We start from the raw sequence: 25407 nt of genomic DNA on the forward strand, positions 1-25407 counted from the left end.
CCGTCACAGGCCCGGCAGATTCCCAGGCGGCAGGCTCGTGATCATTTCCAGCAGGCGGATCACGGCCCGGTCGGCGTCGGGGCGGTAGACGGCGTACACGGTGGTGTCCAGGCGGCCGGTCGGCCCGTGCAGCGGGACGAAGCTCACGCCCGGCACCGCGAGGTGCCGCAGGTCCTCGGGGAGCAGGCTCACGTACAGCCCCGCGGCGACGTAGCTGAACAGGCCGCTGAGGTCGTCGGCGACCACGGCCCCGCGAGGGGTGAACCCCGCCTGGTGGCAGACGTTCTGGAGCTGTTCGGCGAGGACGGGCAGGGCGGTCGGGTCGGGCAGGACGAAGTCCTCCTCCCGCAGCTGGGAGAGGGCGATGCCGCCGGTGTCGGCCAGCCGGTGCTCGCTCGGCACCGCGGCGCCGATCCGCTCGGTGGCGATCACCCTGCTGACGAGGTCGTCGGAGAGCCGCGCTGGGTCCCGCAGGAATCCGAGGTCGAGCGCCCCGGTACGCACCCGGTCGGCCACTTCCTGCGAGGAGCCGTGGTGCAGATGCACCCGGAGCCCGGGCAGGCGCTCGGCCGCGGTCCGCAGCATCGTGGGCAGGTAGAGGTGGCTGAGCAGGCTGACATAGCCGACCCGGACCTCCCCTTCGAGGCCGCTCGCGACCCGCCGGGCCCGCTCGACCATCGCGGTCTGGAGATCGAGCAGCCGTCGCGCGTCGGCCGCGAACACCTCTCCGGCCGCGGTCAGCCGCACCCCGCCGGAGCCGCGCTCCAGCAGGCGCGCGCCCACCGCCCGTTCCAGACGCTGGATCGACTGGCTGAGCGGCGGCTGGCTCATGCCGAGGAGTTCGGCGGCCCGGCCGAAGTGCTTCTCCCGCGCCACCACCAGGAACTGTTCCAGCAGCCGCCGCGACAGGTTGATATCACTTGCCATATCAGTCACTACTGGATCATATATTGGACAGACTGGAATCCTCGGGTGTCCACTGGAATCGATCAAACCCGCCGGAGCACGGCGGCCGGAGCTCGCCGCACGAGCCTGTCGTACGGACCTGTCGTACGGCCCTGACGTACGGCCCAGCCATACGGACCTGTCGTACGGGCCAGCCATACGGACCTGTCGCACGGGCCTGTCGTACGAGCCTCAAGTGGCCGTTCCCTCCCCCGTCCCGTTCGCTGGTGGCGGGGCCGCCCCCGTGCCTCCCGAGCTGGTTCCGCTCTCCTTCCTGTGGGGTGATTTTCGTGGCCGTCGTGACGATCGTCGGCGCCGGTGTCATCGGCGTCTCCTGGGCGCGGCTGTTCGGCGCGGCGGGCTGGGAGGTCCGGGTCAGCGACCCGCGGCCCGACCTGCCCGAGCTGGTGGCGCGCGAGCTGGCGGACCTGCCGGTGACGGCGACCGCCGACCTGGCCGAGGCGGCGACCGGCGCCGACTTCGTACAGGAAGCGGGTCCGGAGCGCGTCGAGGTCAAGGAGCGGATGTTCGCCACGCTGGCCGCGTCCACGCGCGACGACGTGGTGCTGGCCTCGTCCTCGTCCTCCCTCCTCCCCTCGGTGATCGCCCGGGGCAACCCGGCGGCGGACCGGATCGTGATCGGCCACCCCTTCAATCCGCCGGAGCTGATGCCGCTCGTCGAGGTGGTGCCGGGGCCGCGGACCTCCGCCCGTACGGCCGACAGCGCCGTCGAGGTCTACCGCGGGCTCGGCAAGCTGCCGATCCGGCTGAAGAAGGAGATCCCCGGGTTCGTGGGGAACCGCCTCCAGAAGGTGTTCAACGACCAGGCCGCCTACCTGGTGCAGCAAGGCGTGATCGACGTCCGGGACCTCGACGACCTGGTCCGGGCCTCGCTCGGCCTGCGCTGGGCCACCATCGGTCCGTTCGAGAGCGGCGTCCTGGGCGGCGGGCCCGGCGGCATGCGCCATTTGGCGGAGCACGTCGGCTCCCAGATGTCCTTCGACATCGGCGCCCCGGACCCGGCGCGGATGGGCGAGGTGCTCGACGCCGTCGAGCAGACGTACGGCACCGGAGAGCCCGCGTACGAGCGCCTCGCCGGCGTGCGGGACGGCCGTACCCGCGCCGTCCTCGAACCGCTGGGCTGGACGGAGCCCGCCGCCGGGGACAGGCGGCCGGAGTGACGCCGCCCCGCGACCGATGGCCTGACAGGTCGAAACACCATGGATGAGCCAGGACGAGCAGGAACAAGGACGATCAACGTGTCACGAGAACTACTGGCATTGCAGGTGGTACCCGGGAAGGTGCTGAAGGTCGGCCTTCCGGACGGCCGGGTGCACACGCTCCTCCACGACGCGGGCGCCGCCCCGGACGGCATCGTCGTGGACTCCGGTATCGCCTACTGGACCACCATGGGCACTCCCCTGGTCGACCCCGGAACACCCGGCGAGGCCGGTCAGGACTTCTCCCCCCGCGACGGCGGCATCCACTCCATGAGCCTGGACGACGGCTCCCGCGGCGACGTGGTGCCGACCGGAGCGCTGACCACCGGCAAGCAGTTGACCAGCGACGGCGCGGGCACGCTGTACTGGGGCGACCGCGAGGGCCATCGCATCAGCCGGGTCCGGGTGGACGGCAGCGGTCTGACCGATCTCGTGGTGAACCGCGCCGAGGACGGCATCCTGGCCGAGTGCGTCGGCGTGACGGTCGATCCCGTGCGCGGGCACCTGTACTGGACGCAGAAGGGACCGGCCAAGGGCGGCAAGGGCCGCATCCTCCGCGCCGGCCTGGACCTCCCCGCCGGCGAGAGCGCCGAGAACCGCTCCGACATCGAGGTGCTCTGGCAGGACCTGCCCGAACCGATCGACCTCCATCTCGACAGCGGCCGGCTGTACTGGACGGACCGCGGCGCACCGCCCCACGGCAACACGCTCAACCGTGCGCCCGTTCCCGGGCCCGGCGCGACGGGGCAGGCGCCCGAGATCCTCGCGGACGGCTTCACCGAGGCGATCGGCCTCGCCGTCGACAGCCGGGAGGGCATCGCCTACGTCTCCGACCTCGGCGGTCACATCCGCGCCATACCCCTGCCCGACGGCCCCGCGGCCGGACAGGAACCGCGCGAGATAGCCGCGCTGGAGTCCCCCTTGACCGGGCTGTGCCTCCTGCCCGAGCCCGAGCAGACCTGACGGCAGAACCCCGCCCCGAGCCCGAGCGGACCTGACGGCAGAACCCCGCGAGCCCGGACCGGGCACCAGGCCGGACCCAGCACGGGACCGGACCCGACCCGTCCCCCGGACCGGCGTCGGTCTCCCGCAGCCACCAGCCTCAGCACCCCAGAAAGCAGAGGACCCGACATGGCCTTCACCATCCCCACAGACATTGAGAACCGGCCGGTCGCCGTCATCGGCGCCGGCACCCTCGGCCGGCGCATCGCCCTGATGTTCGCCACGCGGGGAGGGCTCGTACGGATCTACGACACGTCGCACCAGGCCGACGAGGCGGCGCTGTCCTACGTCGAGCAGCACGTGGCCGAGGTCGCGGCGAAGATCGAGGGCGGAGAGCCGGGCCGGGTCACGGTCACCCACGACTTGGCCGAGGCGCTGCGCGACGCCTGGCTGGTGGTGGAGGCGATCCCGGAACGACTGGACCTCAAGAAGGAGATCTTCGGGGAACTGGACCGGGCGGCCCGGCCGGACACCATCCTGGCCAGCAACTCCTCCTCGTACGCCACCAGTGAGTTCATCGACCGGGTCGAGCACCCCGAGCGCGTACTGAACATGCACTTCTACATGCCGCCGCAGCAGAACGCGATCGACCTCATGTCCGACGGACACACCGACCCGGCCATTCTCGACCTGCTCATGCGCGAGCTGCCGCGCTACGGCATCTTCCCCTTCGTGGCGCACCAGGAGTCCACGGGCTTCATCTTCAACCGGGTCTGGGCCGCGATCAAGCGCGAGGCGCTGGAGGTCGTGGCCGAGGGGGTCTCCACGCCCGAGGACGTGGACGAGATGTGGAAGATCAACATGGGGCTCGGCACCGGGCCCTTCCGGATGATGGACCAGGTCGGCCTGGACGTCGTCCTGGACATCGAGAACCACTACGCGCAGGAGCGCCCCCACCTGCCCGCGGGCCCCAGGGAGCTGCTGAAGAAGTACGTCGACGCGGGCCGCCTGGGCGTGAAGTCCGGCAGGGGCTTCTACTCGTACGACACCCCGGCCTGATCGCCGGAGCTTCGGCGGCACTACCGTCCGATCCATTCCTTCCAGGCATCGAACGAGAATGAATAGATCTTGGACGTGTGCGGAAAATGCCTGTTCGCTGTAGGCATGATGCACCACACGATGATCGTAGCCTTCGACAATCCGATTCCCGCGAACGAGCTCGACCAGTACCTCAAGGAGTTCGAGGAGCTCGTGATGGGCTCCGGGCTGGTCGAGTCGTTCGCGGCCCGGCACCACATCCGCGTCCCGGGCGACGACCACGCCCCGGTGGCCGTCGCCAGCGCCGTTCTGCAACTGCGCCTGGCCGACCTCGACGCCCTCAACGCGACCTTCACCATGCCCGGGGCGGTGGACCTCATCAGGCGCTGGCAGGGCCGCCACCCCTACAAGGCGATCTGGGTCAACCACGAGCCGCTGGCATGAGCGGCTACGCGGGCAAGGCCGGTCTGGTCACCGGCGCGGGCAGCGGCATCGGGCGGGCCGGCGCGCTTGAGTTCGCCCGGCGCGGGGCCGCGGTCGCCGTGCTCGACCTGGACGAGGACAGCGCCCGCCGGACCGTGGAGCTGATCGCGGCGGAGGGCGGGCGGGCCGAGGCCGTGGCCGTCGACATCGGCGACGAGCAGTCCGTACGGCGGGCCGTGGACCAGGTCGTGGCGGCGTTCGGCGGGCTCGACTTCGCCGTCAACAACGCCGGGATCCCCTCGCACGGCCAGGTCCTGACGGAGATGTCCGTACAGGAGTGGGAGCGCGTGCTGCGGGTCAACGTGATCGGCACCTGGCTGTGCATGAAGTACGAACTGCCCGCGATGCGGCAGCGCGGCGGAGGTTCGATCGTCAACGTCGCCTCCAACGGCGGCCTGTACGCGATCCCCAGCGCACCCGCGTACGTGGCGAGCAAGCACGGCGTCGTCGGCCTGTCCAAGGTGGCGGCCGTTGACTACGGGCCGGACGGCATCCGGGTCAACGCGCTGTGCCCGGCGCTGACGAAGACCGCCATGTTCGACGGTGTCGTCGCTTCCGCCGGCGCCCAGTTGGTCGAGCAGCAGGAGGCCGTGACCCCGCTGCGCAGGCTGGCGGAGCCCGAGGAGGTCGCCGCCGCGGCCGTGTGGCTGTGCTCGCCGGACGCCTCCTACGTCACCGGCACCGCCATGTCGGTCGACGGCGGCCGCCGGGCTTGAACCGGGGGCCGGGGCCGGGGGCCGGGGCCTCAGTGTGCAGGAGGCGCGGGGGCGTCCGCCGCCGACGCCTCCCCCGACGCCTCCGCCGCGGCGTCCTGCCCGGCCCCGGCCCGCGGGGCGGACTCCTCCCCTCCCTTGTACCGACCGGGCAGGAACAGCCCCACGACGACGGCGGCGGCGCAGACGGCCACACCCGCCCAGAACGCCTCGCCGAAGGCGTGGGCGAGGGGCGCGGCCAGGCTCGGATCGTCGGCGGCGCTGGGCGTGCCGGTGGCGCCGGGGATCGCGGCGGCGATGCGGTTCTGGAACAGCAGGGCGAGGCCGCCGGTGCCGATCGCGCCGCCGAGTTGCAGCAGCACGTACAGCGCACTGGTCGCCCGCGCCGCCACCGCCTCACCGATGGCCTGGTAGGCCGCGCCGAGGGCCGGCCCGAAGGTGGCCCCGGTGCCGACACCGCGTACGAACAGCCAGAAGGCGAGCCAGCCTTGGCCCGTACCGGCGTCGATCTGGGTGTAGGCGAACGTGCCGACGCAAGCCAGCGCCATGCCGAAGGGGACGACGCCGCGCGCGCCGAAACGGTCGGTGAGGCGGCTGACGAACGGCAGGACGAGGGCGGCGCCCAGCCCCTGTGGAGCCACCATGAGCCCGGCGTGCACGGGGCCCTCGCCGCGCACGATCTGGTCGTACAGCGGGATCATGAACAGCCCGCTGTTGACGGTGAAGCCGAGCATGAACAGCATGACCGTGCACCGGGCGAACTTGCCGTTGGCGAAAAGTCGCAGATCGATCAGCGGTACGCCCTTGGTGCGCAGGGCATGGACGGCGTACCCGAGCAGCAGCAGGGCCCCGAGGACGACCGGCACCACCACCGTCGCCGAACCGGGCCGGGCCCCGGTGCCGGCCTGGGAGAGCCCGTAGACGAGGAGCCCGAGCCCCGGAGAGAGCAGGGCGAAGCCCAACGTGTCAAAACCCCCGTCGGCGGGCCGGGCGGCGGGCTCGTCCTTGGGCAGAACGCGCCGGGCCAGCAGCAGGGCGGCGGCCCCGATCGGCAGGTTGAGGAAGAACAGCCAGCGCCACCCCGCCAGCTCCATGACCGAACCGCCGATCACCGGCCCGAAGACCGGGGCCAGCATCATCGGGATCTGCACCAGGCTCATCACCCGGCCCACACGTCGCGGCCCGGCGGTCCGGGCGATCATCGTCTGCGCGACCGGCTCGATCAGACCGCCCGCGAACCCCTGCACGACGCGGAAGACGATGAGACTCGACGCGTCCCACGCGAGCCCGGACAGCGCGGAGGCGACGAGGAACAGCGCGAGCGTCCCCATCCACATCCGCCGCCCGCCGAACCGGTCCACGGCCCACCCGGACAGCGGAATGGCCACGGCCATCGCCAGCATGTACCCGGCGCCGATCCACTGAATGGTCGACAGCGGCGAGTGGAGGTGCTCCCCGATCCGGTCCATGCCGACGCTGACGATCGTCGTGTCCAGCAGCGCGAGGAACGCACCGAGGATCAGCAGTCCGCACGCCAGGCCGGTCCGCCGGTCCATCCGGTCGGGATCCGCCCCCGCCACGCCGCCGGGATCGCCGCTCGCTGCCATCATGGAGACGCCCTCCGCTCATCGGCCGGTCACGAGAAGTGCCCGCTCAACAGTAGTGGCCACTACACGAATTGATCGGCGATCAGCCAACTCCGACAGCCGCTTTCGGTACGTGTCCGGGCGGTCCCGTGAGGTCGCGCCGGTACGGTGCCGGGCGGGGCGGCGGCGCTAGCCTGACGGTATGGGATCCGCTGGAGAACGCCTCAAGACCACCCGCAAATTGCGGGATCTGACGCAGAGCGACCTGGCCCGCGCGTCGGGAGTCTCAAAATCCGTGATCACCAAACTCGAACAAGGAGAACGGGACGGCGCCCGCCTGGAAACGTGGCGAAAACTGGCCCACGCGCTGCGCGTCCCGACGATGTACCTCGCGGGTGACCAGAACGGCGACGGTGCGGACCCGGAGACAGAGGACCGCTGGGCTGCCGTACGCGCCGCCGTCGCGGCCCCGCCGGTCGCCTCCGACGGGGAGGATCTGCCCACCGTCGGCGGGGTGACGGACGCGTTGAAGGCGGCCCAGCCACTGTTCAAGAGCGACGCGTTCGCCGCGCTGGCGGTGGTCGCCCCGGCCCTGGTGCGCGACGCCGACGCCCTCGGCCCGGAGGGTCGGGCCGTGCGCGTACGGGCACTGCAACTCGTCGGGTGGCTGCTGACGCAGACCCGCCAGTTCGCGGCGGCGGAGACGGCCCTGACCCGCGCCCTGGACGACGCGGGAGACCGCCTCCAGGCGGCGGCAACCGTCAACACGCTGTGCTGGCTGCGGCTGAGGCAGGGAAGGCTGGGCGAGGCCCGCGAGCTGGCGACACACTGGGCCGACGAGACCGAACCCCGGATCTCCCGCGCGACGCCTGCCGAACTCAGCACGTGGGGCTGGATGCTGCTGCGCGTGTCGGCCGCAGCGGTACGCGACAACGCGCCGAGCGAGGCCGAGGACGCACTGCGGTTCGCACGGTCGGCAGCGGTAGCCGTCGGTCGGGAGTACGCCCCGGAGAACGACCCCCTACGCACCTTCGGCCCCGTGACCGTCGCATTGAAACGGGCCGAGAACGCCGCCGTGGTCGACCGCCCGGACGTAGTGCTACGCCTCGCCGAACGGGTGCCGACCGGGGGCCTGCGACCGACCAGCAACAATCGCAACCGTCATTACCTCGACGTAGCCGACGCCTACGCCAAAACTCGCAACTACAGTGCGGCAGTTGAGCGACTGATGGTCATCCGTGACGGCTCACCCGAGTGGCTGCCACAGCAACGGTTCGCCCGCGACATCATGGAACGAGTAGTGAAGGGCCGTCGCACACCCACCCCCGAGATGCGCGAACTGGCCGGGGCAGTGGGACTGGTGTTGTGATCGCACGAGAAACACATCAAGCGTAAACAGTCCGCGAACCATGCCGGCGAGCCGGTCGAACCAACCCTTCCAAGCCCCCGGCATGATGCGAATTGCCGTCGCGGGCCGCGAACGCGACGTCCGTATATTGGGCGGCGCTAGCCTGACGGTATGGCATCTGCTGGAGAACGCCTCAAGACCACCCGCAAATTGCGGGATCTGACGCAGAGCGACCTGGCCCGCGCGTCGGGAGTCTCAAAATCCGTGATCACCAAACTCGAACAAGGAGAACGGGACGGCGCCCGCCTGGAAACGTGGCGAAAACTGGCCCACGCGCTACGCGTCCCGACGATGCATCTGGCGGGAGACCCCCGGCCTGAAGAGGCGGACACGACTGCAGAGAGCCAGTGGACGCCCGTACGCGCCGCTCTGGCGGCCCCGCCGCCGGTCGAGGGCGACGTGACCGTGACCGACGCGCCCAGCGTCGAGGGCGTGAGCGACGCCGTGAAGGCCGCGCAAGGACTCGTGACGGCGGACGAGTTCGCGACACTGGCCCAGGTCACCCCGGCCCTCATCCGCGATGCCGACGCCCTCGGCTCGGAAGGGCGCGCGGTGCGCGTACGCGCGCTGCAACTGGTCGGCATGGTGATGGTCCACAACCGCCAGTTCGACGCCGCCGAACTGGCGCTGAGGCGCGCGATGTCGGACGCGTCGGACCGCTTGGAGACGGCGGCCGGCGTGGACACCCTGTGCTGGCTCAAGCTGCGGCAAGGGCGGCTGGGCGAAGCGTACGAACTGGCGGTGCACTGGGCCGACGAGACGGAACCGCGCCTGTCCCGCGCCACGCCCGAGGAGCTGAACGCGTGGGGGAGCCTCCTCCTGATGGTGGCCGCCGCGGCGGTGCGGAACAACAACCCCTCGGCCGCGGCCGACGCCATGAAACTGGCGCGCGCCGCGGCGGTGGCGGTGGGCAAGGAGCAGCGCAGCAGGCGCGACGCCATCCGCTCGTTCGGCCCCACCACGGTCGCGATGAAGACAGCCGAAATCGCCTCCGTCCTCGACCAGCCGGACCGGGTGCTGCGCCTGGCCGAGCGGGTGCCGCTCGGCGGCCTCCCGCCGAGGTGGAACAACCGCAATCGCCACCTGCTGGACGTGGCCGACGCACACGCCCGAACCCGCAACTACCCTGCCGCGGTCGAGCTGTTGCAGCGCATCCGGCACGACTCCCCCCAGTGGCTGCCACAGCAGCGCTACGCGCGGGACATCCTCGACAACGTGGTGCGGGGCCGCCGCACGCTCACCCCCGAGATGCGGGAACTGGCCGGGGTGGTCGGCCTGGCCATGTGATTACGCAGGGTATTTGCCGCTCACGCATTGTGAAAATGCCACAGACATCAGGGCCTCTCCCTGCCAGCGTGACAGATCACGCTCATTGGAGAGGCCCTCGCGATGCCCACAGACGCCGTTGCGTCGACATTCCCCTCCCCCTTCTCCCCCGACAACGCCAACCCGCATTGGCCGCTGTCGTCGGAATTCGATCGGGCACGCGCGATACAGGCACGCGTACGGAGCCGCCCGGCGCGAATGCGATGGCAGCGCCCATGAGGGGCGAGGCGCGCGAGACGCGCGGTGCGCTGTCTCGTCGGATGGTCGAGCGTGAGGTCAACGGCACGCTTTCGGGGGTCTTCGGCGACTCGTACGGGCTGCGCGGAACACCGGCCATTCCTTTCGGTTCGCCCGCGTTTCCGCCGTGCCGGTGCGCGGAGTGCCGCGCGGGGCGAGGGAAGCCGGACACCGCCGTTCGCCTGAACCCCGGCGGCACCGAAAGACAGGGGGACTTGATGGGCAGTCGCGTTTTCCGATACGTGCCCCACACCGTCCAGTTGGACCCGTTCGCGCACTCGGAGTTCTCCGTCACCTGCGTGTCCGGGGACGACATCGAATGCGGCGAGGAATCCGCCATGGATATCGCCCCGGAAGCGGCGGCCGAGTGGATGCGCAAGCACGCCCAAACGACCGGGCACAAGCGGTATCGCCGGAATTTCGGCGACTACGTGACGCTGGAGCCGCCGGAGGAATTCGATGGGCGGCTGGTCGAAGGCGACGTGGTGACGCGGTCGGCGTCGCACGGCCCGGCGGACCCAGCCGACCCGACGGCCCCGTAGCCGCCGCCACGTACACGCTCCGCACAACTCCCCCCGGTACAGGCCGAGGCAGAACCTCGGCAGCCAGAAGGGCCCAGGTATGACGGCGAAGAACTCCCCCACCTGCGCGTACTGCAAGTCCCTGACCGAGAAGCTCGCCGAGGCGGAGCGGAATCGCGACCCGAGCGCGGCCCTGGACTGCCGCGTACTCCTGGCTCGACACCGGGCCCAAGGGCACCCGGTGTCGCTACAGGCAAGGCCGTGACATCAACTCGCCGCACCAGCACAGCATTTGGGTACGCGCCCCAACTCTGTGATCACGCGACAGGGTGGGGCGAACGCGAGGGCGTGAGCCGCTGCCCGGACTGCGGCACGGAACGGACTGAGTCGTACGAGTCCTTGCGGCTCCCGCCGCATGTCCCGGACGGAACGGACCAGCTGGGGAACACCAGTTGCGCTCCACGGGGTGGACAACACCCCCCGCGCCCACGGTGAACAACGCACGGGGCGAGCCTGGCGGGGTGTCAGCCCGTCCTGCCGACATCGAGACGAGCCGCCACCGCTGATCCGATGGGCTACGGCAACCCAGCTCCGCCCCAGTGCGCATAGTTTCCGAGCCGGGGAGCCGATCGGTCCGCGAGTCTTGATCGCTGCCGAACCTGTGGTTGGCTGACCGGCATGACTGATCTTGGACCCATAGCCTGGCCGCCCGCCCCCATCAAGACCGAGCGGCTCGTGCTCCGTGAGCCCGAGGCCCGGGACCGTGCGGCGTTCATCGAGTTGCTGGCCTCACCGGAGGTGCACGCCTACCTCGGCGGGCCCCGGCCGCGTGACGTGCTGGAACGCGAGATGCCCGAGGTGCCCGAACAGTGGCCCGGGAGTTTCGTCGTCGATCTCGACGGGGCGATGATCGGCCAGATCCTGCTCAGGAGGGCGACGGAGCACCGCCGCCCGGCCGCCGCGGGGAAGGCCGATCTCGGCTACCTGTTCCTGCCGCGGGCGTGGGGGTCCGGGTACGCCGCCGAGGCGTGCGCGGCGGCGCTCGACTGGTTCGACGGCGTCCTTCCCGGCGAGCCGGTGGTGCTCACCACCCAGAGCGCCAACGTCGGCTCGATGCGCCTCGCGGCGAAGCTGGGGTTCGCCGAGGTGGAGCGGTTCGAGGCCTGGGACGCCGAGCAGTGGCTCGGGATGCGACCCCCGGCCACGCCGTCCGATTGAGCCCGTTCCCGACAGCGGGTCTCCGCGATGTGGCAGCCCCGTTGGCGGGCCCGGCCTCTCAGGCCAGCCCGGCGGTCAGCCGCTCCCCCGCTGTGGCCCATGGGCGGGCCTCGATCACCGGCAGGCCGAGCGCCGTCGCCTGTTCCGCGAGTACGTCGCCGTAACGGGCGCTGACCCGCGCCCGGTGCGGCTGCGGTCCCTCCTCGGGCTCGCGCTCCTGGTAGTTGCGTACGAGCTGGTCGACGTCCCCTTCGCGTACGAACGCCGCGCGCACCTCGCCCGTACGCGCCTCGACGCCCGCGAACGAGCGCTGCGCGGCGAGCGCGGGCAGCAGGTAGTCGCCTTCGATGACGACGGGGACGCGGGTGCGCAGGTGGTTGGCGATGACCGCCTCCACGGCCGGGCGCACGGCGGCGCAGATCGCCAGTTGGAGTTCGACTACGCGCTCGACGGGCAGGTCGGCGTCCTGGGGGCGGGTGTTCCAGTGGTGCAGGGCGGGCTGCTGCTCGGGGGTGCTCATGGCCTGTACGGCCTCGACGATGTCATCGACCTCCACGAGCGGCACCCCGTGCCGCTGGGCGAGCGGATAGCCGAGCCGCGTCTTCCCGCTCCCCGACGCCCCGCCCAGCAGCACCACCTGCCAGCCCGGCCCGTTCCCGCTTGTCCCATCCACCCCTGTACCCGCCTCTCCTCGCCTCTCGCCTGCGGGTTCACCGTACAGAGCGTCCGACAACAAGCCGATATCCCGTCGCCGGGACCGGCCCCTCCCCCTGCAGTCCCTGAGGTATGACGGCTCCTGAATCCTTCTCCTTCGTGCGCCGCACCGACGGCCTCCGCTACCTCTTCGAGCGCGACGGCTCGCGCCACGGCCGGCCCGCCTACCGCCGGACGGACGGGAGCGTGCGGTGCGTCTGGGGGCCGGGGGTCGATGAGGGCTGGCACTGCGTCCTCCCCGACGGCCTCGTCGTCGCCCGCCCGCTCGACGCTCCCGGCGACGGGCCCGAGCCGCCCGCCACCGTCTGGCGCAGTTCCAAGGAGGGCCGTTCCTACCTCTACGACCTGCGACCCTGCCCCGGCCGCCGCTCATCCGCCCCTTGACGCCGAGGGCGCCCCGGAGCGAGTATCGCCCTAATCATCATGATGATTGACGATCCGGTCGGCGGTCAGCCCGTCGTGCCCAGCCCCAAGGAGCCGTCCCGTGCGTATCGCCAACCTCTCCGGCCGTCTCGTCCTGCTGCACGAGGGGAAGGCCGTCGACGTGGAGCGGGCCGGCGGCGGCCTGTTCGCCGCCGAGCCCCAGGCCGTGTACGGGCGCTGGGCGGAGTTCCGCGAGTGGGCCGCGACCGCCGACCTCACCGGCGGCGCCCCCTTCTCACCGCAGGATCTCGACTCTCCCGTGCCGGCCCCCCGCCAGGTGCTGGCCGTCGGCCTCAACTACCGTGACCACGCAGCCGAGTCGGGGTTCGAGGCGCCCGACGGGCTGCCGCCGGTCTTCACCAAATTCGCCACCAGCATCACGGGGCCCGTCACCGAGGTGGCACTGCCGCCAGGCGGGCACACGGACTGGGAGGTCGAACTGGTCGCCGTCATCGGCCGCGAGGCCCGCAACGTCGCCGAAGCCGACGCCTGGGATTACGTCGCGGGGCTGACGGCCGGTCAGGACCTCTCCGAGCGCGTCAGCCAACTCGCCGGTCCCGCGCCGCAGTTCAGTCTCGGCAAGTCCTTCCCCGGCTTCGCCCCGCTCGGCCCCTCACTGGTGACCGTCGACGAGTTCGACAACCCCGACGACCTCGAACTGCGCTGCGCCATCAACGGCGAAGAGGTCCAGAAGGGCCACACCCGCGACCTCATCTTCTCCGTCCCCGCCCTCGTCTCCCGGCTCTCCGCCGTGCTCCCGCTGCTGCCCGGCGACGCCATCTTCACCGGCACCCCCGCCGGGGTCGGCCTCGGCCGCACCCCCCAGCGGTGGCTGGCGCCCGGCGACGAGCTCGTCACCACCATCGAGGGCATCGGCGAGCTGCGCCAGCGCTTCACGGGCTGAGCCCCGGACGTACAAGGCGCGGGCCGCCACGCACACCCGGCAGCCCGCGCCTATAAGCCATACGCCCGTAGGCCCGTAGGCCCATACGCGCGTACGCCCGTACAAGCCCTCCGCCTCACTCCCTCCCGCGCACCACGAACCACTCCGCCGGCAGCTCGATGCGCGTGCCGTCCCGGCGGAACTCCGTCTGCGGCAGCGTCGTGCCGCCCTGGGCGAGGATCTCCAGCCCCGCGCCCTCCAGCAGGTCCGCCACCTCGCGGTCCTCGGCCTCGGCCGGGCGCAGGCCGTGCGAGAGGACCGCTTCCAGCTTCGGCGGCGGGCCGCCCGGGGCCTGGGCCACCTCGCTGATCACCGTCCGGGAGGCCTTGGTCAGTTCGGTGACGAAGGCGCGCCCGTCCCGTCCGATCAGGGCGGCGACGGCCGCGGCGACCGGCGCGCGGTCCTGGGGGTCGCTCTGGTGGATCACCGCGCGCATATAGACGTCCGCGTCGCCCAGCCGTTCGTGCAGGGCCCGTACCGCCGCCGCGTCGACCAGGTTGAGCTGCTCGAACTCGGCCGTCCGGGACGGGTCCGCGCGCCGGGCGTGCTCGACGGCGGCGTGCGAGAGGTCCACGCCGACGGCGCGGGCGTAGCGGGTGGCCAGGTGGCGGGTCTGAGTGCCGCTGCCGCAGCCGAGGTCGACGATGGGGCGCGAACGGTCCGTGTGGGGCTCCAGCAGCGCCAGGTGCGGCACCGCGCTGAACTCCGGCTCCGCGTCCCACATCGCCTCGCCGGGCGCGTCTGAGACATCGCTCCAGTAGCTTTCCCAGGCGTCTCTGTACCGGTCCGACACGCTCATGGCCGCACTCCCCAGGTCCGTTTGGTCCGATGGGCCGCCGGGCCGGGCAGGCGCGGCGAGCCGTCAGGATCTTGGGTACCGCCGTGGTGCGCACCTGGGCAAGGGGCTGGGGGCTTCTTTCACCTGGCGTTCCGACTCTCACCTCACGTTCGAACCATCCGCGTTCGAACCATCCGTATTCGAGCCTTCCGCGTTCGAGTCGTCTCCCGGCGTTCGAACTCTCACCGGCGGCGGGACGCCGGGCCGTGTGCCAGCGCCTGCTCGAACCACACCGTCTTCCCGCGCGCCAGCCGGCTCGCGCCCCACTCCCGCGCCAGGCCGCTCACCACGTGCAGCCCGCGCCCGAACTCGTCGTCGCGGCCCGCGGTCAGCAGCGCCGGGAGGCTCTGGTCATCGTCGGTGACCTCGCAGAGCAGCGCGTCGCTGCGGACCAGGCGGAGGCCGATCCGCGGGGCGTGCGCGTACCGCAGGGCGTTGGTGACGATCTCGCTGACGAGCAGTTCGGCGGTCTCGACGGCCTCGCCGAGCCCCCACGCGCGCAGTTGCCCGCCGACCAGCCGACGGGCGCGGCCCGCCTCCCGCGGGTCGGTTTCCAGCTCCCATTCGGCGACGTCGTCGGCCGGGATGCCGTTGAGCCGGGCCATCAGCAGCGCCACGTCGTCCTTGCGCCCGCCGCGCGTGTTCAGGGCGCGGATGATGGTGTCGCAGGCGTCGTCCATGGAGGCCGCCGGGTGGGCGGCCGACTCGCAGAGGGCGGCGAGGCCGTCCCCTATGTCCGCGCCGCGCACCTCGACCAGGCCGTCCGTGCACAGTACGAGCCGGTCGCCGGGGTCGACGCGTACCTTCGCGGTCTCGAAGGGCACTCCGCCGACGCCGACGGGTGCGCCGGTCGGCAGTTCCAGGAGTTCGCTGCGGCCGTCCGCGGCCCGTACGAGCACGGGCGGGATGTGGCCCGCGTTGGAGATGAGGAGTTCGGAGCGGATGGGGTCGTAGACGGCGTAGAGGCAGGTGGCGAGGTAGTGCTCGCCGAGCCGCTGCGCGAGGTCGTCGAGGTTGCGCATCAGCTGGGCGGGCGGCAGGTCGAGCGCCGCCATGGTCTGCACGGCGGTGCGCAACTGGCCCATCATCGCTGCCGAGTTGAGGCCGTGGCCCATCACGTCGCCGACGACGAAGGCGGTGCGCGAGCCGGACAGCTTGATGCTGTCGAACCAGTCGCCGCCCACCCGGCCGAGCAGGGTGCCCGGCAGATAGCGGGTGGCGGCGTCGCAGCCCGCCATGCGCGGGGCGACCTGCGGCAGCATGGAGTCCTGGAGCGTCTCCGCGACGTTCTCCTGGTAGGTGTACATACGGGCGTTGTCGAGCACCAGCCCGGCCCGGGCGGCGAGTTCGGCGCCGGTCGTGCGGTCCATGTCGTTGAAGGGCTCGCGGCCGTCGCGGCGCATCAGCACCATGAAGCCGAGCACCACGTTGCGCGCCTTGAGCGGTACGACCAGCATCGACCGGCCGGTGATCAGCGGACGCAGGTCCCGCTTCTCGAACCGTTCGGAGATCCGGTTGCCCGCCTCCTCGCTGATGCGCGGGATCAGCACCGGGTCGCCGGTGACCATGCACTGGAAGAACGGAGTGTCGGCGGGGAAGGCGATGGCCTCGCCGACCGGCACGGTGTCGTCCCAGCGGCCCGGCTCGTCGTTGTGCTCGACCCAGACGCGGTGCCAGACGGTGCTGACGTCGGGCGGTCCGTCGGGGAACCCCTCGCCCGCGAGGACCGCCGCCCGCAGGTGGGTGCCGGCGAAGTCGGTGAAGCGGGGCACGGCGGCGCTGGTGACCTCGCGGATCGTACGGGCGAGGTCCAGGGAGCTGCCGATGCGGCCGCTGACGTCGTTGAGGAATTCGAGGTGTTCGCGTACGGCCGCGTATTCGAGGTCGGGTTCGTCGGCGAAGGCCGCGGCGGCCGCTGCCGCCGGCGAGCCGGCCGCGCCGTCGTCCTGCACGTACGCGCGGGCGAGTCGGCGGCGGCGCTCGACGTACTTGGGCATGCCCCAGTCCGGGGTGACCGGCACCCGCTCCTGCTGGCTGATCTCCAGTACGGGGTAGCCGAGTTCGAGGACCTGGGAGACGATGCGGCTGCTGGCGGCGGGGCCCATGTTGGGCAGGATGTCGGGCAGCCGCTCGGCGAGCTGCCGCGCGTCCGCGAAGTCCGTGTGCAGGCCGAAGCCGGGGGCTACGCGCTCGTGCTCGGCGCTGGGCAACTGCGCGGCGTCCGCGGCCAGTACGAGCAGCCGCTCGACCCCCGGCCCGACCAGCGGGTAGGCCCACCACACGACGTCGGCGGGCCCGCGACCGGTGTCGGTCATACGGGCGCGGCCGGAGGTGGGGTAGGCCGTCTCGCCGCCCAGCGAGGCGTCGAGGTCCTGGCCCGGGCCGTCGTACACGTCGGGGTCCTGCCAGTCGGCGTGGGCGAACGCGCCCGCCACGGGCAGCAGATCGACGGCGGCCCGGCCCACCGCCTCCTCGCGGGTGTGCCCGAAGAGCCTGCGCGCGCCCGTGCTCCAGTGGGTCACCAGACGTGCCGAGTCCACGACGATCACCGCGAGCGGAATCCGGCCGGGGACGTCTGCCGCCGCCTCACGGGCGGAGCCTGACGCGGTACGGTCCATGGGCGGTTGCTCCTTCGTACACGTACGCACGATCTGCGCCACCATTACCACGGTAGGCCCAGCCGGGCCGCCGCGTGGGGCAATGGACGAATAGGTGGTGCGCCCGGCGCGCCCGTGGCCCCGCGTGCTCCGTCCCCGTGGGCGCGGGCGTCAGTCCTCGTAACCGAGTTGGAGATCGCGCTCCGTACTCCCGCCTCCCGTGACCTGCAAAACCGTGGCGACGGGCGGGTATCCGGCCGCGATGACGGTGTAGTCGCCGGCCGGCAGGCCGATGAACCTGAAGACGCCGTCGCCGCCTGTCGTGGCGGCGCCGACGACATTGCCGGCCGCGTCGAGCAGCGTGACCCGGGCCTCCTCCACCAGCCGTCCGCCGCCCGCCCGTACGGTCCCGCGGAGCATGGCGCCGCCCGCCAGCTCGATGTCCTGGCGCGTCTCGCGGGACGGCTGGAGGGTGACGGGGAGCGCGGCGGGGCGGAAGCCGGGTGCTCCGGCGGCCAACGTGTACTCCCCGGCTGCCAGTTCGGGGAGGACGTAGCCGCCGTCGCGGTCGCTGCGGGTCGTGGCGACGATCTCGCCGTACGCGTCGGTGAGGGTGACCAGCGCCGCCGGGGCGGGCGAGCCGTCGACGGTCAGCACCGTCCCCGCCAGCCGCCCGGCGCCGCCCAGCACGACGTCCAGCGCGACCGGACGCCCGGCGACGGTGACGGTGAGCGCCCGCGGCTGATGCCGCCCGGCGACCGCGACCAGGACGTACGAGCCGGGGCCGGGCGCGGCGAGCGCGTACCGTCCGTCCGCCTCGCCCGTGGCACGCCCGATCTGCCGCCCCGTCGCGTCGATCAGGGTCAGCGCGGCGCGCGGCACGGGCGTCCCGTCGTCGCGGCGGATGATGCCGGTGATGGCCACGCCGGTGAGCAGGGGGGCGGGTTGCGGCGGCGCGACGGCGGTCCTGGGCGCGGGGATGTCGCCGGGCGCGGCGAACGCCTCCGAGGACGCCGGGGGCCTCTCCTTGAGCAGGAAGGCGAGCAGGAAGCCGAGGGCGAGCACCGGCGCGAGGTGGAGGAAGGTCCGCGGCACGGTCTCGGTGTACGCGCGGAGGAACCCGTCGCGGAGTTCGGCGGGCAGGGCGTGCAGCAGCCGCGGGGTGAGGGAGTCGAGGGGCGGCAGGCCGGTGCGGTGCGGGGGGCCGGTGAGCCGGTCGGTGAACACCGAGGCGGCCAGGGCCGCGCCGAGGCAGCCGCCGAACAGCCGGAGGAGGTGCACGGTGCTGGTGGCGGCGCCGAGGTCGGCGGGGCGCGCGGCGTGCTGCGCGGCGAGGGTCAGGACGGGCAGCAGCAGCCCGATGCCGAGGCCGAGCACGGCCGTCCAGAGGCCGATCGCGGTGTGGGAGGCGGTCGCGTCGAGACCGGAGAGGCCGGAGAGGAGATAGGCGCCCGTCGCCAGGAGCACCGCGCCGAGGGCGGCGAGGGGCCGGTGGCGGCCGGTGCGGTCGGCGAGCGGGCCCGCGGCGAGGGCCGCGAGGGCGATGCCGCCCAGCAGGGGCAGCAGCAGCTTCCCGGACTCGGCGGCGCCGATGCCGTGCGTGCTCTGGAGGAACGCCGGGAGCGCGGCGGCGGCGACGAGCGCGGCGCCGAGGAGCGCGCTGAGGAGCCCGGCGGCGGCGAAGGCGGGGTCGCGCAGGAGGCGCGGGGGAAGCATCGGTTCTGCGGCGTAGTGCTCGGTGACGGCGAACAGCAGCAGGGTGCCGAGGGCGCCCGCGCCGAGCCCGAGGGGGACGCGGGAGGTCCAGGCGTACTCCGTACCGCCCCAGGCGGCCAGGAGGATCAGGCAGGCGGAGGCGGCGGCGAGCAGCAGCGCGCCGAGGAGGTTGGGCTTCGGCCGCCGGTCGGGCCTGGGCAGCTTGAGGGCGAGGGCGACGACGCCGAGGGCGCAGAGGCCGACGGGGGCGTCGAGGTAGAAGCACCAGCGCCAGGAGGCGTGTTCGACGAGGTGCTCGCCGAGCGTGGGGCCCGCGACGAGGGCCGCTCCCGTGACCGCGCCGAGCAGCCCGTACCAGCGGCCGCGGCGGCGCGGCGGCACCAGGTCGGCCAGGACCGCGGGGACAGCGGCGAGCAGTCCGCCGGCGCCGATGCCCTGGAGGACGCGGAAGCCGATCAGCTCTTGCGGGGACCGGGACCAGCCGGCGAGTGCCCCGGCGGCGGTGAAGACGACGAGCGCGAGGACGAGGACGCGCTTGCGGCCGAGCAGGTCGCCGAGTCGGCCGCATACGGGCAGCACGGCGACGCAGGCGAGGAGGTGGGCGGTGACGGCCCAGGAAACGGCGGGGCCGCCGGGCAGGTCGCGGGCGAGGCGCGGCAGCGCGGCGGCCACGAGGCTCTGGTCGAGGGCTGCGAGCAGTGCGGTCAGCAGCAGCGCGCCGAGGAGGGCGGCGCGGACGAGCCGGGCCCGGACCCGGGCGCCGCGCGCTCCCCGCGCCGGGGGGCGGGGCTCCGCGGCCGGGCGCGCGGGCCCGGGGTCGGGCGGGAGGAGGTGTTCGTCCTTCGCCGCCCAGATGGTCCCGCCCACGTGCTGCTCCCCTCATCGCGCCTGCACCGCCGCCCTGTTGTCGCATTTCACAACAACTCTGAGCAAGCGCGAGCAAGCGCGACGATTCGCCGGGGAGGGGCGCCCGGCGGGTCTTCGGGCCGGTAGGAGCGGCTGCGGCGCGTTGGCGCGCCGCTATGAAAACCACTCGAATCGGTGAGCCCGCGCGGGCGCGGTCACGGCCGCCTTCCGGCGGTCGCCCGCCGGGCCCATTCCGGAGCCGGAGCTGGGGCCGTGGCCGGAGCCGTGGCTACTTCTCCACCTCGTCGGCGAGCCGGACGAGGATGGCGTCGTAGATCCGGCCGAGCCCCTTGGGCGCGAAGGTGCGCTCGAAGAAGCCGCCGATGCCGCCCGCGCCGTTCCAGGTGGTGGTGGCGACCACGCGGGCCTTGCCCTCCCCGGAAGGGGTCACGGTCCAGGTGGTGACCATGGAGGAGTTGCGGTCCTTCTCGACGAGCTGCCCGTCGGTGGGCTCGTCCACCTCCAGCAGGCAGTCGCGGACCCGCTTGCTGGTGGCCTGGAGCTTCCAGTGGACGAGCGTGCCCTTGCCGTCGCCGCCCTCGCGCACCTCGTACTCGCTGAAGTGCTCGGGCAGCAGCTTGGCGCGGGTGCCGGTGTAGTCGGCGAGCGCGTCGAACACATCCTCCGGGTCCGCCGCGATGATCCGCTCCGTGGTGGCCTCGACCTGGCCCATGAGTCTTCCTCCGACGTCGTGTGCTTGCCGTACCCGGCCTGTGCGCCACAGCCAACCACCATCGCCACACCCGCCCAAATCCAGGGTCCCCGCCACCGAAGGGAACGTATGTTCTAATTCGAAGGAGGACGATACGAGGAGGTGCCATGCGCTGGACCAACCTGAGCGGGGACGGCGGGGGCGCCGCTCCGGCGCTCTTCGGTACGGACTCGGTGACCCGAACGTTCGACACCCCCGAATTCCGCGGCATCACCTTCCACGAGATACGGGCCCGCTCGATCGTGAACCGGGTGCCGGGCGCGTCCCGCATGCCGTTCGAATGGACGGTGAACCCCTACCGGGGTTGCTCGCACGCCTGCGTCTACTGCTTCGCGCGCAAGACCCACAGCTATCTCGACCTCGACACGGGCACCGGCTTCGACTCCCAGATCGTCGTCAAGGTCAACGCGCCCGAACTGCTCCGGCGCGAGCTGGCCGCCGCCCGGTGGCGCGGCGAGCACATCGCCATGGGCACCAACGTCGACTGCTACCAGCGCGCGGAGGGCCGCTACCGGCTGATGCCGGGGATCATCGACGCGCTCACCGAGCGCGCCAACCCGTTCTCGATCCTCACCAAGGGGACCCTGATCCTCCGCGACCTGGAGCTGCTGCGGCGGGCGGCCCGCGTCACCGAGGTCGGCGTCTCCGTCTCCGTCGGCTTCCTCGACAGCGCGCTGTGGCGCACCGTCGAGCCCGGCACGCCCGCCCCCGAGCGCCGGCTCGCGGCCGTCCGGACGCTGACCGACCACGGCATCTCGTGCGGGGTGCTGATGGCGCCGGTCATCCCCTTCCTCGGCGACTCGCCGCGGCAGCTGCGGGCCACCGTGGAGGCCGTGGCGGCGGCCGGCGCGACGTCGGTCACCCCGCTCGCGCTGCATCTGCGGCCCGGGGCCCGCGAGTGGTTCATGGCCTGGCTGGCGGAGCACCACCCGCACCTGGTCCGCCGGTACGAGTCGATGTACGCGGGCGGCTCGTACGCCCCCAAGTGGTACCAGCGCCGGATCACCCGCCAGGTGCACGAGTACGCGGCCGAGGCGGGCATCGGCCCGTACGCCCCCGGCGCGCACCGCCGCGTCCCGGAGCCGGCCGCGTCGCCTACGCTCGCACCCGAACACACCCAGTTGACCTTGCTCTGAAGCTCCGAAGAAGCTCCGAAGGGGGCACTCCGCATGACCCGGCTCCACCATTCCCCGGTACCCGACGGGCTCGCGCCCGGCAACGGCTACAGCCACGTCGTCTGGGGCACCGGCCGGTTCGTCGCCGTGTCCGGGCAGATCGCGCTCGACGCCGACGGCGCGCTGGTCGGCGAGGGCGACGCCGAGGCGCAGGCCCGGCAGGTCTTCGCCAACCTCGGCCGCTGCCTCGCCGAGGCGGGCGCGACCTTCGCCGACGTGATGAAGATGACCTTCTTCGTCACGGACATCGCCATCCTCCCGGCCATCCGGATCGCCCGCGACGAGGTCCTGGACATGGCCCGCCCGCCAGCCTGCTCCGCGGTCCAGGTGGCGGCCCTGGCCCGGCCCGACCTCCTGCTGGAGATCGAGGCGTTCGCGCTCATAGGCGAGTAACTCCGTGGCACCAAGCGCGGCCCGCCGTTAGCGTGCCGCGCATGGTGCGGGTACGGGAGATGACGGCCGGGGACATCGACGCGGTGGCGCGGATACGGGTGCGGGGGTGGCGGTTCGCGTACGCCGGGCTCATGCCGCAGGGGTATCTCGACGGGCTGAGCGTGCGCGAGGACGCCGAGCGGCGGCGGGAGTTCTTCGCGCGCGCGGACGGCGCCATGACGAATCTCGTGGCGGAGGACGCCGGGGCCGTCGTGGGCTGGGCGTGCTTCGGGGCGTCGCGGGACCAGGGCGCGGCCCCCGGCGACGGGGAGTTGTACGCGCTCTATGTGCGGCCCGAGCTGATCGGCGCCGGCGTCGGGCGCGCCCTGACCGCCGCCGTGCTCGCGGGCGCCGCCGAGCGGGAGTTCGCACGGCTGGTGCTGTGGGTGGTGAAGGGCAACGCCCGCGCCCGCCGCTTCTACGAGCGCGCCGGGTTCGCGCCGGACGGCGGCGAGGAGGAGTGCGAGGTGGCCGGGGCGCCGGTGCCGGAGGTGCGTTACGCACTGGAGGTGGGGCGCACGTTCTGAGTCGCCGGGCCCGAGAGCTGCGCGAGGGCCTCGTCGGCCGCGGGCCGCAGCCGTTCGTGGACGCGGGCCGCCGTCAGGGACTCCACGGCGCTCCGGTCGCCGAGCGCGCCCAGCCCCTCGACGCAGGCGCGCGCGATCGGCCAGTAGTGGTCGGGGGCGGCGAGCAGCCGGTTCAAGGTGGCCAGCAGGGCGGGTACGGACTCGGGCGCGCGGAGCTCGGTGAGCAGCCGGATGGGGTACAGGGCGTAGGCGGTGCGCAGTTCGTTGGTGGCGAGGGCGGCGGCGGCGCGGGCCGTGCGGGGGTCGCGGAGGCGGGCGAGGGCGCGGGCGGCGCAGGCGCAGCTGACCGGGTCGCGGTAGTTGAGAAGCATGACCAGCGGCTCGAAGGCCCGCCGGTCGCCGCGTACGCCCAGTGCGTAGGCGGCGATCTCCCGGGCCCACAGGGGGCGTCCGGGCTCGACGAGTATGCGCGCCAGGTCTTCCCGGTGTTCGGCGGGACGGTGGTCGCGCAGCAGGTCGAGCACGCCCTGGTAGGCCCTCACCTCCGCCGGGGAGCCCAGCTGTCCCCATACCCGTTCCAGCAGCGCACGGAATTCCTCTTCCATTTCCCGCTCCTCCCCGAGTGGCCCGTGCCACAGCGTAATTCGCGTGCCGACTACTGGCGGCCTCGGTTACCCGTGAGTTAACCTCCGAAGGAGAGCGGCACTCCTGCTCGGGCGGCCTGGTGACGCAGCCGCCATGGCGTGCGGTCGGTTCGGCGCCCCAGTACGGCACGGCCCCGGGACAGGGCCCGCCGATCGCTCAACTCCCTTTTCCCGGGCGCACTTTGCGCGTACCCGGAAACTCCTCAGTCGTCACTTCCCCCCTGCTGTCGGGGAACTCTCCCTGGAGTCTCGCGATGGACCGTCTGTCCACCCCTGATCCCTCCTCTCCCATCTCCTCCGCACCCGCCGTGCGCCCGCTGCGCAAGATCGCCGTCGTCGGCCTCGGCACCATGGGCTGCGGCATCGCCGAAGTCCTCGCCCGGGCCGGCCGCGAGGTCGTCGGGATCGACGTCAGCGACGCGGCGGCCGCGCGAGCCGTGGCGTCCCTCGAAGCCTCCACCGCCCGTGCCGTCGAGCGCGAGCGTTTCACCGAACCCGCACGCCGGGACCTGCTGTCCCGCTTCCGCACCTGCGCCGATCTGCGTAGCGCCGCCGACGCCGACCTGGTCATCGAGGTCGTACCGGAGGAGTACGCGCTCAAGCACGAGGTCTTCACCGCCCTCGACGCCCTGGTCCGGCCGGACACCATCCTGGCCACCGGCACCAACGCGCTCTCGGTGACCCGGCTCGCGGCGGACTCGGCCCGCCCCGAACGCGTCCTGGGCCTGCACTTCTTCAACCCCGCCCCGGCCATGAAGCTCGTCGAGGTGGTCTCCAGCGTGCTGACCGCGCCCGCCGCCGTCACCGCCGTCACCGGCCTCGCGCGCGAGCTGGGCAAGGAACCGGTGGCCGTCGGCGACCGGCCCGGGTTCGTCGCGGACGGGCTGCTGTTCGGCTACCTCAACCAGGCCGCCGCCATGTACGAGTCCCGGTACGCGTCCCGCGAGGACATCGACGCGGCCATGAGGCTGGGCTGCGGCCTGCCGATGGGCCCGCTCGCGCTGCTCGACCTGATCGGCGTGGACACGGCCCGTACGGTCCTGGAGGCGATGTACAGCGCCTCGCACGACCGGCTGCACGCGCCCGCGCCGATCCTGGGCCACCTCGCCGAGGCCGGGCTGACCGGCCGCAAGTCCGGCCGCGGCTTCTACACCTACGAGGCGCCGGGCAGCGCCCGCACCGTCCCGGACTCCGCTTCCCCGGCCGCCGCCGCGACCGGGGAAGCGGCCGGCCGCGAGGTGCGCTCCGTGGGCGTCGTCGGCTCGGGCACCATGGCCTCCGGCATCGCCGAGGTCTTCGCCAAGGCCGGCTTCCCCGTCGTGCTCGTGGCCCGCTCCCCCGAGAAGGCGGAGGCGGCGAAGGCCCGGATCGCGAAGTCGCTCGGCCGCTCGGTCGACAAGGGGCGGCTGACCGCCGGGGCGCGGGACGCGGCGCTGGCCGCCGTCGCGCCCTCGGCGACCCTGGACGCTCTCGCGGACGCGGACCTCGCCATCGAGGCGGTCGCCGAGGACCTGACGGTCAAGCAGGAGGTGTTCGGGGCGCTCGACAAGGTCTGCAAGACCGGCGCGGTGCTCGCGACGACCACCTCCTCGCTGCCCGTCATCGCCTGCGCCCGCGCCACGTCGCGCCCGCGGGACGTGGTCGGCATGCACTTCTTCAACCCGGCCCCGGCCATGAAGCTCGTCGAGGTGGTCCGTACGGTGCTGACCGCCGACGACGCCCACGCCACCGTCCGCGAGGCGTGCGCGCGGGTGCGCAAACACCCGGTGGACTGCGGCGACCGGGCGGGGTTCATCGTCAACGCGCTGCTCTTCCCGTACCTCAACAACGCGATCAAGATGGTGCAGGAGCACTACGCGACGCTGGACGACATCGACGCCGCGATGAAGCTCGGCGGGGGCTATCCGATGGGGCCCTTCGAACTCCTCGACGTGGTGGGCCTCGATGTCTCGCTGGCCATCGAGAAGGTCCTGCACCGCGAGTTCCGCGACCCGGGACTGGCGCCCGCGCCGCTGCTGGAACACCTGGTGGCCGCGGGGTGCCTGGGGCGCAAGACGGGGCGCGGCTTCCGCGAGTATGCCCGCCGCTGACGGCGGGGCGCACGGCGGGTCCCCCGACGGGAAAGGTGGGTGGGGCGGGCTGC

General features: G+C 72.6%; 25 protein-coding genes. 17 read left to right on the top strand and 8 right to left on the bottom strand.

Annotation, left to right across the window (positions count from 1 at the left end):
* Window positions 1–3 precede the first annotated feature (3 nt).
* Entirely contained in the window at window positions 4–927 is a 924-nt protein-coding gene (locus AB0I22_RS05785; protein WP_363129451.1) for a LysR family transcriptional regulator, read from the bottom strand.
* Window positions 928–1235: 308 nt separating this feature from the next.
* On the opposite strand from AB0I22_RS05785, the gene AB0I22_RS05790 reads away from it, so the two are divergent.
* The 5 genes from AB0I22_RS05790 (at window position 1236) to AB0I22_RS05810 (ending at window position 5344) form a co-directional block, all read left to right on the top strand.
* Window positions 1236–2126, top strand: coding sequence for a 3-hydroxyacyl-CoA dehydrogenase NAD-binding domain-containing protein (locus AB0I22_RS05790; protein WP_363129381.1), 891 nt, complete (start codon window positions 1236–1238; stop codon window positions 2124–2126).
* A gap of 78 nt (window positions 2127–2204) precedes the next feature.
* Window positions 2205–3128 carry a hypothetical protein gene (locus AB0I22_RS05795; protein ID WP_363129382.1) on the top strand — a complete coding sequence of 308 codons (924 nt, stop codon included), beginning with the start codon at window positions 2205–2207 and terminating at the stop codon, window positions 3126–3128.
* 168 nt (window positions 3129–3296) lie between these two features.
* A complete protein-coding gene (locus tag AB0I22_RS05800) occupies window positions 3297–4166 on the top strand; it encodes a 3-hydroxyacyl-CoA dehydrogenase family protein (protein WP_363129383.1) in 870 nt (289 codons plus the stop codon).
* A gap of 105 nt (window positions 4167–4271) precedes the next feature.
* Window positions 4272–4589 carry a hypothetical protein gene (locus AB0I22_RS05805; protein ID WP_363129384.1) on the top strand — a complete coding sequence of 106 codons (318 nt, stop codon included), beginning with the start codon at window positions 4272–4274 and terminating at the stop codon, window positions 4587–4589.
* On the top strand, window positions 4586–5344 hold the full coding sequence (locus AB0I22_RS05810) for a glucose 1-dehydrogenase (protein WP_363129385.1): 759 nt from the start codon (window positions 4586–4588) through the stop codon (window positions 5342–5344). Before AB0I22_RS05805 ends, AB0I22_RS05810 begins: the two co-directional genes overlap by 4 nt.
* 29 nt (window positions 5345–5373) lie before the next feature.
* On the opposite strand, the gene AB0I22_RS05815 is transcribed toward AB0I22_RS05810, so the two are convergent.
* Entirely contained in the window at window positions 5374–6951 is a 1578-nt protein-coding gene (locus AB0I22_RS05815) for an MDR family MFS transporter (protein WP_363129386.1), read from the bottom strand.
* A gap of 178 nt (window positions 6952–7129) precedes the next feature.
* Between AB0I22_RS05815 and AB0I22_RS05820 the strand changes: the two genes are divergently transcribed.
* The 6 genes from AB0I22_RS05820 to AB0I22_RS05845 all read left to right on the top strand — a co-directional run bounded on the left by AB0I22_RS05820 (window position 7130) and on the right by AB0I22_RS05845 (window position 11637).
* Window positions 7130–8296 carry a helix-turn-helix domain-containing protein gene (locus AB0I22_RS05820; protein ID WP_363129387.1) on the top strand — a complete coding sequence of 389 codons (1167 nt, stop codon included), beginning with the start codon at window positions 7130–7132 and terminating at the stop codon, window positions 8294–8296.
* Window positions 8297–8446: 150 nt separating this feature from the next.
* A complete protein-coding gene (locus AB0I22_RS05825) occupies window positions 8447–9622 on the top strand; it encodes a helix-turn-helix transcriptional regulator (RefSeq protein WP_363129388.1) in 1176 nt (391 codons plus the stop codon).
* A 254-nt stretch (window positions 9623–9876) separates the two neighbouring features.
* Window positions 9877–10440: a hypothetical protein gene (locus AB0I22_RS05830; RefSeq protein WP_363129389.1), complete on the top strand. Its 564-nt coding sequence runs from the start codon at window positions 9877–9879 to the stop codon at window positions 10438–10440.
* A gap of 79 nt (window positions 10441–10519) precedes the next feature.
* Window positions 10520–10684 carry a hypothetical protein gene (locus tag AB0I22_RS05835; protein ID WP_363129390.1) on the top strand — a complete coding sequence of 55 codons (165 nt, stop codon included), beginning with the start codon at window positions 10520–10522 and terminating at the stop codon, window positions 10682–10684.
* The gene (locus AB0I22_RS05840; protein ID WP_363129391.1) at window positions 10681–10914 is read left to right on the top strand and encodes a DUF6255 family natural product biosynthesis protein; all 234 of its coding nucleotides are present in this window, start codon (window positions 10681–10683) and stop codon (window positions 10912–10914) included. Before AB0I22_RS05835 ends, AB0I22_RS05840 begins: the two co-directional genes overlap by 4 nt.
* Before the next feature lie 183 nt (window positions 10915–11097).
* The gene (locus AB0I22_RS05845; protein WP_363129392.1) at window positions 11098–11637 is read left to right on the top strand and encodes a GNAT family N-acetyltransferase; all 540 of its coding nucleotides are present in this window, start codon (window positions 11098–11100) and stop codon (window positions 11635–11637) included.
* Window positions 11638–11695: 58 nt separating this feature from the next.
* Here the strand turns inward: AB0I22_RS05845 and AB0I22_RS05850 are convergent, their stop codons facing one another.
* Entirely contained in the window at window positions 11696–12310 is a 615-nt protein-coding gene (locus AB0I22_RS05850; RefSeq protein WP_363129393.1) for an AAA family ATPase, read from the bottom strand.
* 113 nt (window positions 12311–12423) lie between these two features.
* Between AB0I22_RS05850 and AB0I22_RS05855 the strand changes: the two genes are divergently transcribed.
* Window positions 12424–12735 (top strand): hypothetical protein, encoded by a 312-nt coding sequence (locus AB0I22_RS05855; RefSeq protein WP_363129394.1) that lies wholly within the window; start codon window positions 12424–12426, stop codon window positions 12733–12735.
* A 100-nt stretch (window positions 12736–12835) separates the two neighbouring features.
* Window positions 12836–13678 (top strand): fumarylacetoacetate hydrolase family protein, encoded by an 843-nt coding sequence (locus tag AB0I22_RS05860; protein ID WP_363129395.1) that lies wholly within the window; start codon window positions 12836–12838, stop codon window positions 13676–13678.
* A gap of 115 nt (window positions 13679–13793) precedes the next feature.
* On the opposite strand, the gene AB0I22_RS05865 is transcribed toward AB0I22_RS05860, so the two are convergent.
* The 4 genes from AB0I22_RS05865 to AB0I22_RS05880 form a co-directional block, all read right to left on the bottom strand.
* Window positions 13794–14516 (bottom strand): class I SAM-dependent methyltransferase, encoded by a 723-nt coding sequence (locus AB0I22_RS05865; RefSeq protein ID WP_363129397.1) that lies wholly within the window; start codon window positions 14514–14516, stop codon window positions 13794–13796.
* Between the two features lie 221 nt (window positions 14517–14737).
* Window positions 14738–17173: a SpoIIE family protein phosphatase gene (locus AB0I22_RS05870; protein WP_363129398.1), complete on the bottom strand. Its 2436-nt coding sequence runs from the start codon at window positions 17171–17173 to the stop codon at window positions 14738–14740.
* Between the two features lie 150 nt (window positions 17174–17323).
* Complete coding sequence (locus AB0I22_RS05875) at window positions 17324–19735, bottom strand: MFS transporter (RefSeq protein ID WP_363129400.1); 2412 nt, start codon at window positions 19733–19735, stop codon at window positions 17324–17326.
* Between the two features lie 268 nt (window positions 19736–20003).
* Entirely contained in the window at window positions 20004–20447 is a 444-nt protein-coding gene (locus AB0I22_RS05880; protein ID WP_363129401.1) for an SRPBCC family protein, read from the bottom strand.
* A gap of 146 nt (window positions 20448–20593) precedes the next feature.
* On the opposite strand from AB0I22_RS05880, the gene AB0I22_RS05885 reads away from it, so the two are divergent.
* The 3 genes from AB0I22_RS05885 to AB0I22_RS05895 are packed head-to-tail and all read left to right on the top strand — an operon-like array spanning window position 20594 to window position 22620.
* Window positions 20594–21622 carry an Rv2578c family radical SAM protein gene (locus AB0I22_RS05885; protein ID WP_363129402.1) on the top strand — a complete coding sequence of 343 codons (1029 nt, stop codon included), beginning with the start codon at window positions 20594–20596 and terminating at the stop codon, window positions 21620–21622.
* A 33-nt stretch (window positions 21623–21655) separates the two neighbouring features.
* The gene (locus tag AB0I22_RS05890; protein ID WP_363129403.1) at window positions 21656–22054 is read left to right on the top strand and encodes a RidA family protein; all 399 of its coding nucleotides are present in this window, start codon (window positions 21656–21658) and stop codon (window positions 22052–22054) included.
* 41 nt (window positions 22055–22095) lie between these two features.
* Window positions 22096–22620, top strand: coding sequence for a GNAT family N-acetyltransferase (locus AB0I22_RS05895; RefSeq protein WP_363129404.1), 525 nt, complete (start codon window positions 22096–22098; stop codon window positions 22618–22620).
* On the opposite strand, the gene AB0I22_RS05900 is transcribed toward AB0I22_RS05895, so the two are convergent.
* On the bottom strand, window positions 22590–23225 hold the full coding sequence (locus tag AB0I22_RS05900) for a HEAT repeat domain-containing protein (RefSeq protein ID WP_363129405.1): 636 nt from the start codon (window positions 23223–23225) through the stop codon (window positions 22590–22592). The genes AB0I22_RS05895 and AB0I22_RS05900 overlap by 31 nt on opposite strands.
* Before the next feature lie 293 nt (window positions 23226–23518).
* On the opposite strand from AB0I22_RS05900, the gene AB0I22_RS05905 reads away from it, so the two are divergent.
* Window positions 23519–25354 carry a 3-hydroxybutyryl-CoA dehydrogenase gene (locus AB0I22_RS05905; protein ID WP_363129406.1) on the top strand — a complete coding sequence of 612 codons (1836 nt, stop codon included), beginning with the start codon at window positions 23519–23521 and terminating at the stop codon, window positions 25352–25354.
* Window positions 25355–25407: the final 53 nt, after the last annotated feature.

The organism is Streptomyces sp. NPDC050610 (genome assembly GCF_040654875.1).
GTDB lineage: Bacteria > Actinomycetota > Actinomycetes > Streptomycetales > Streptomycetaceae > Streptomyces.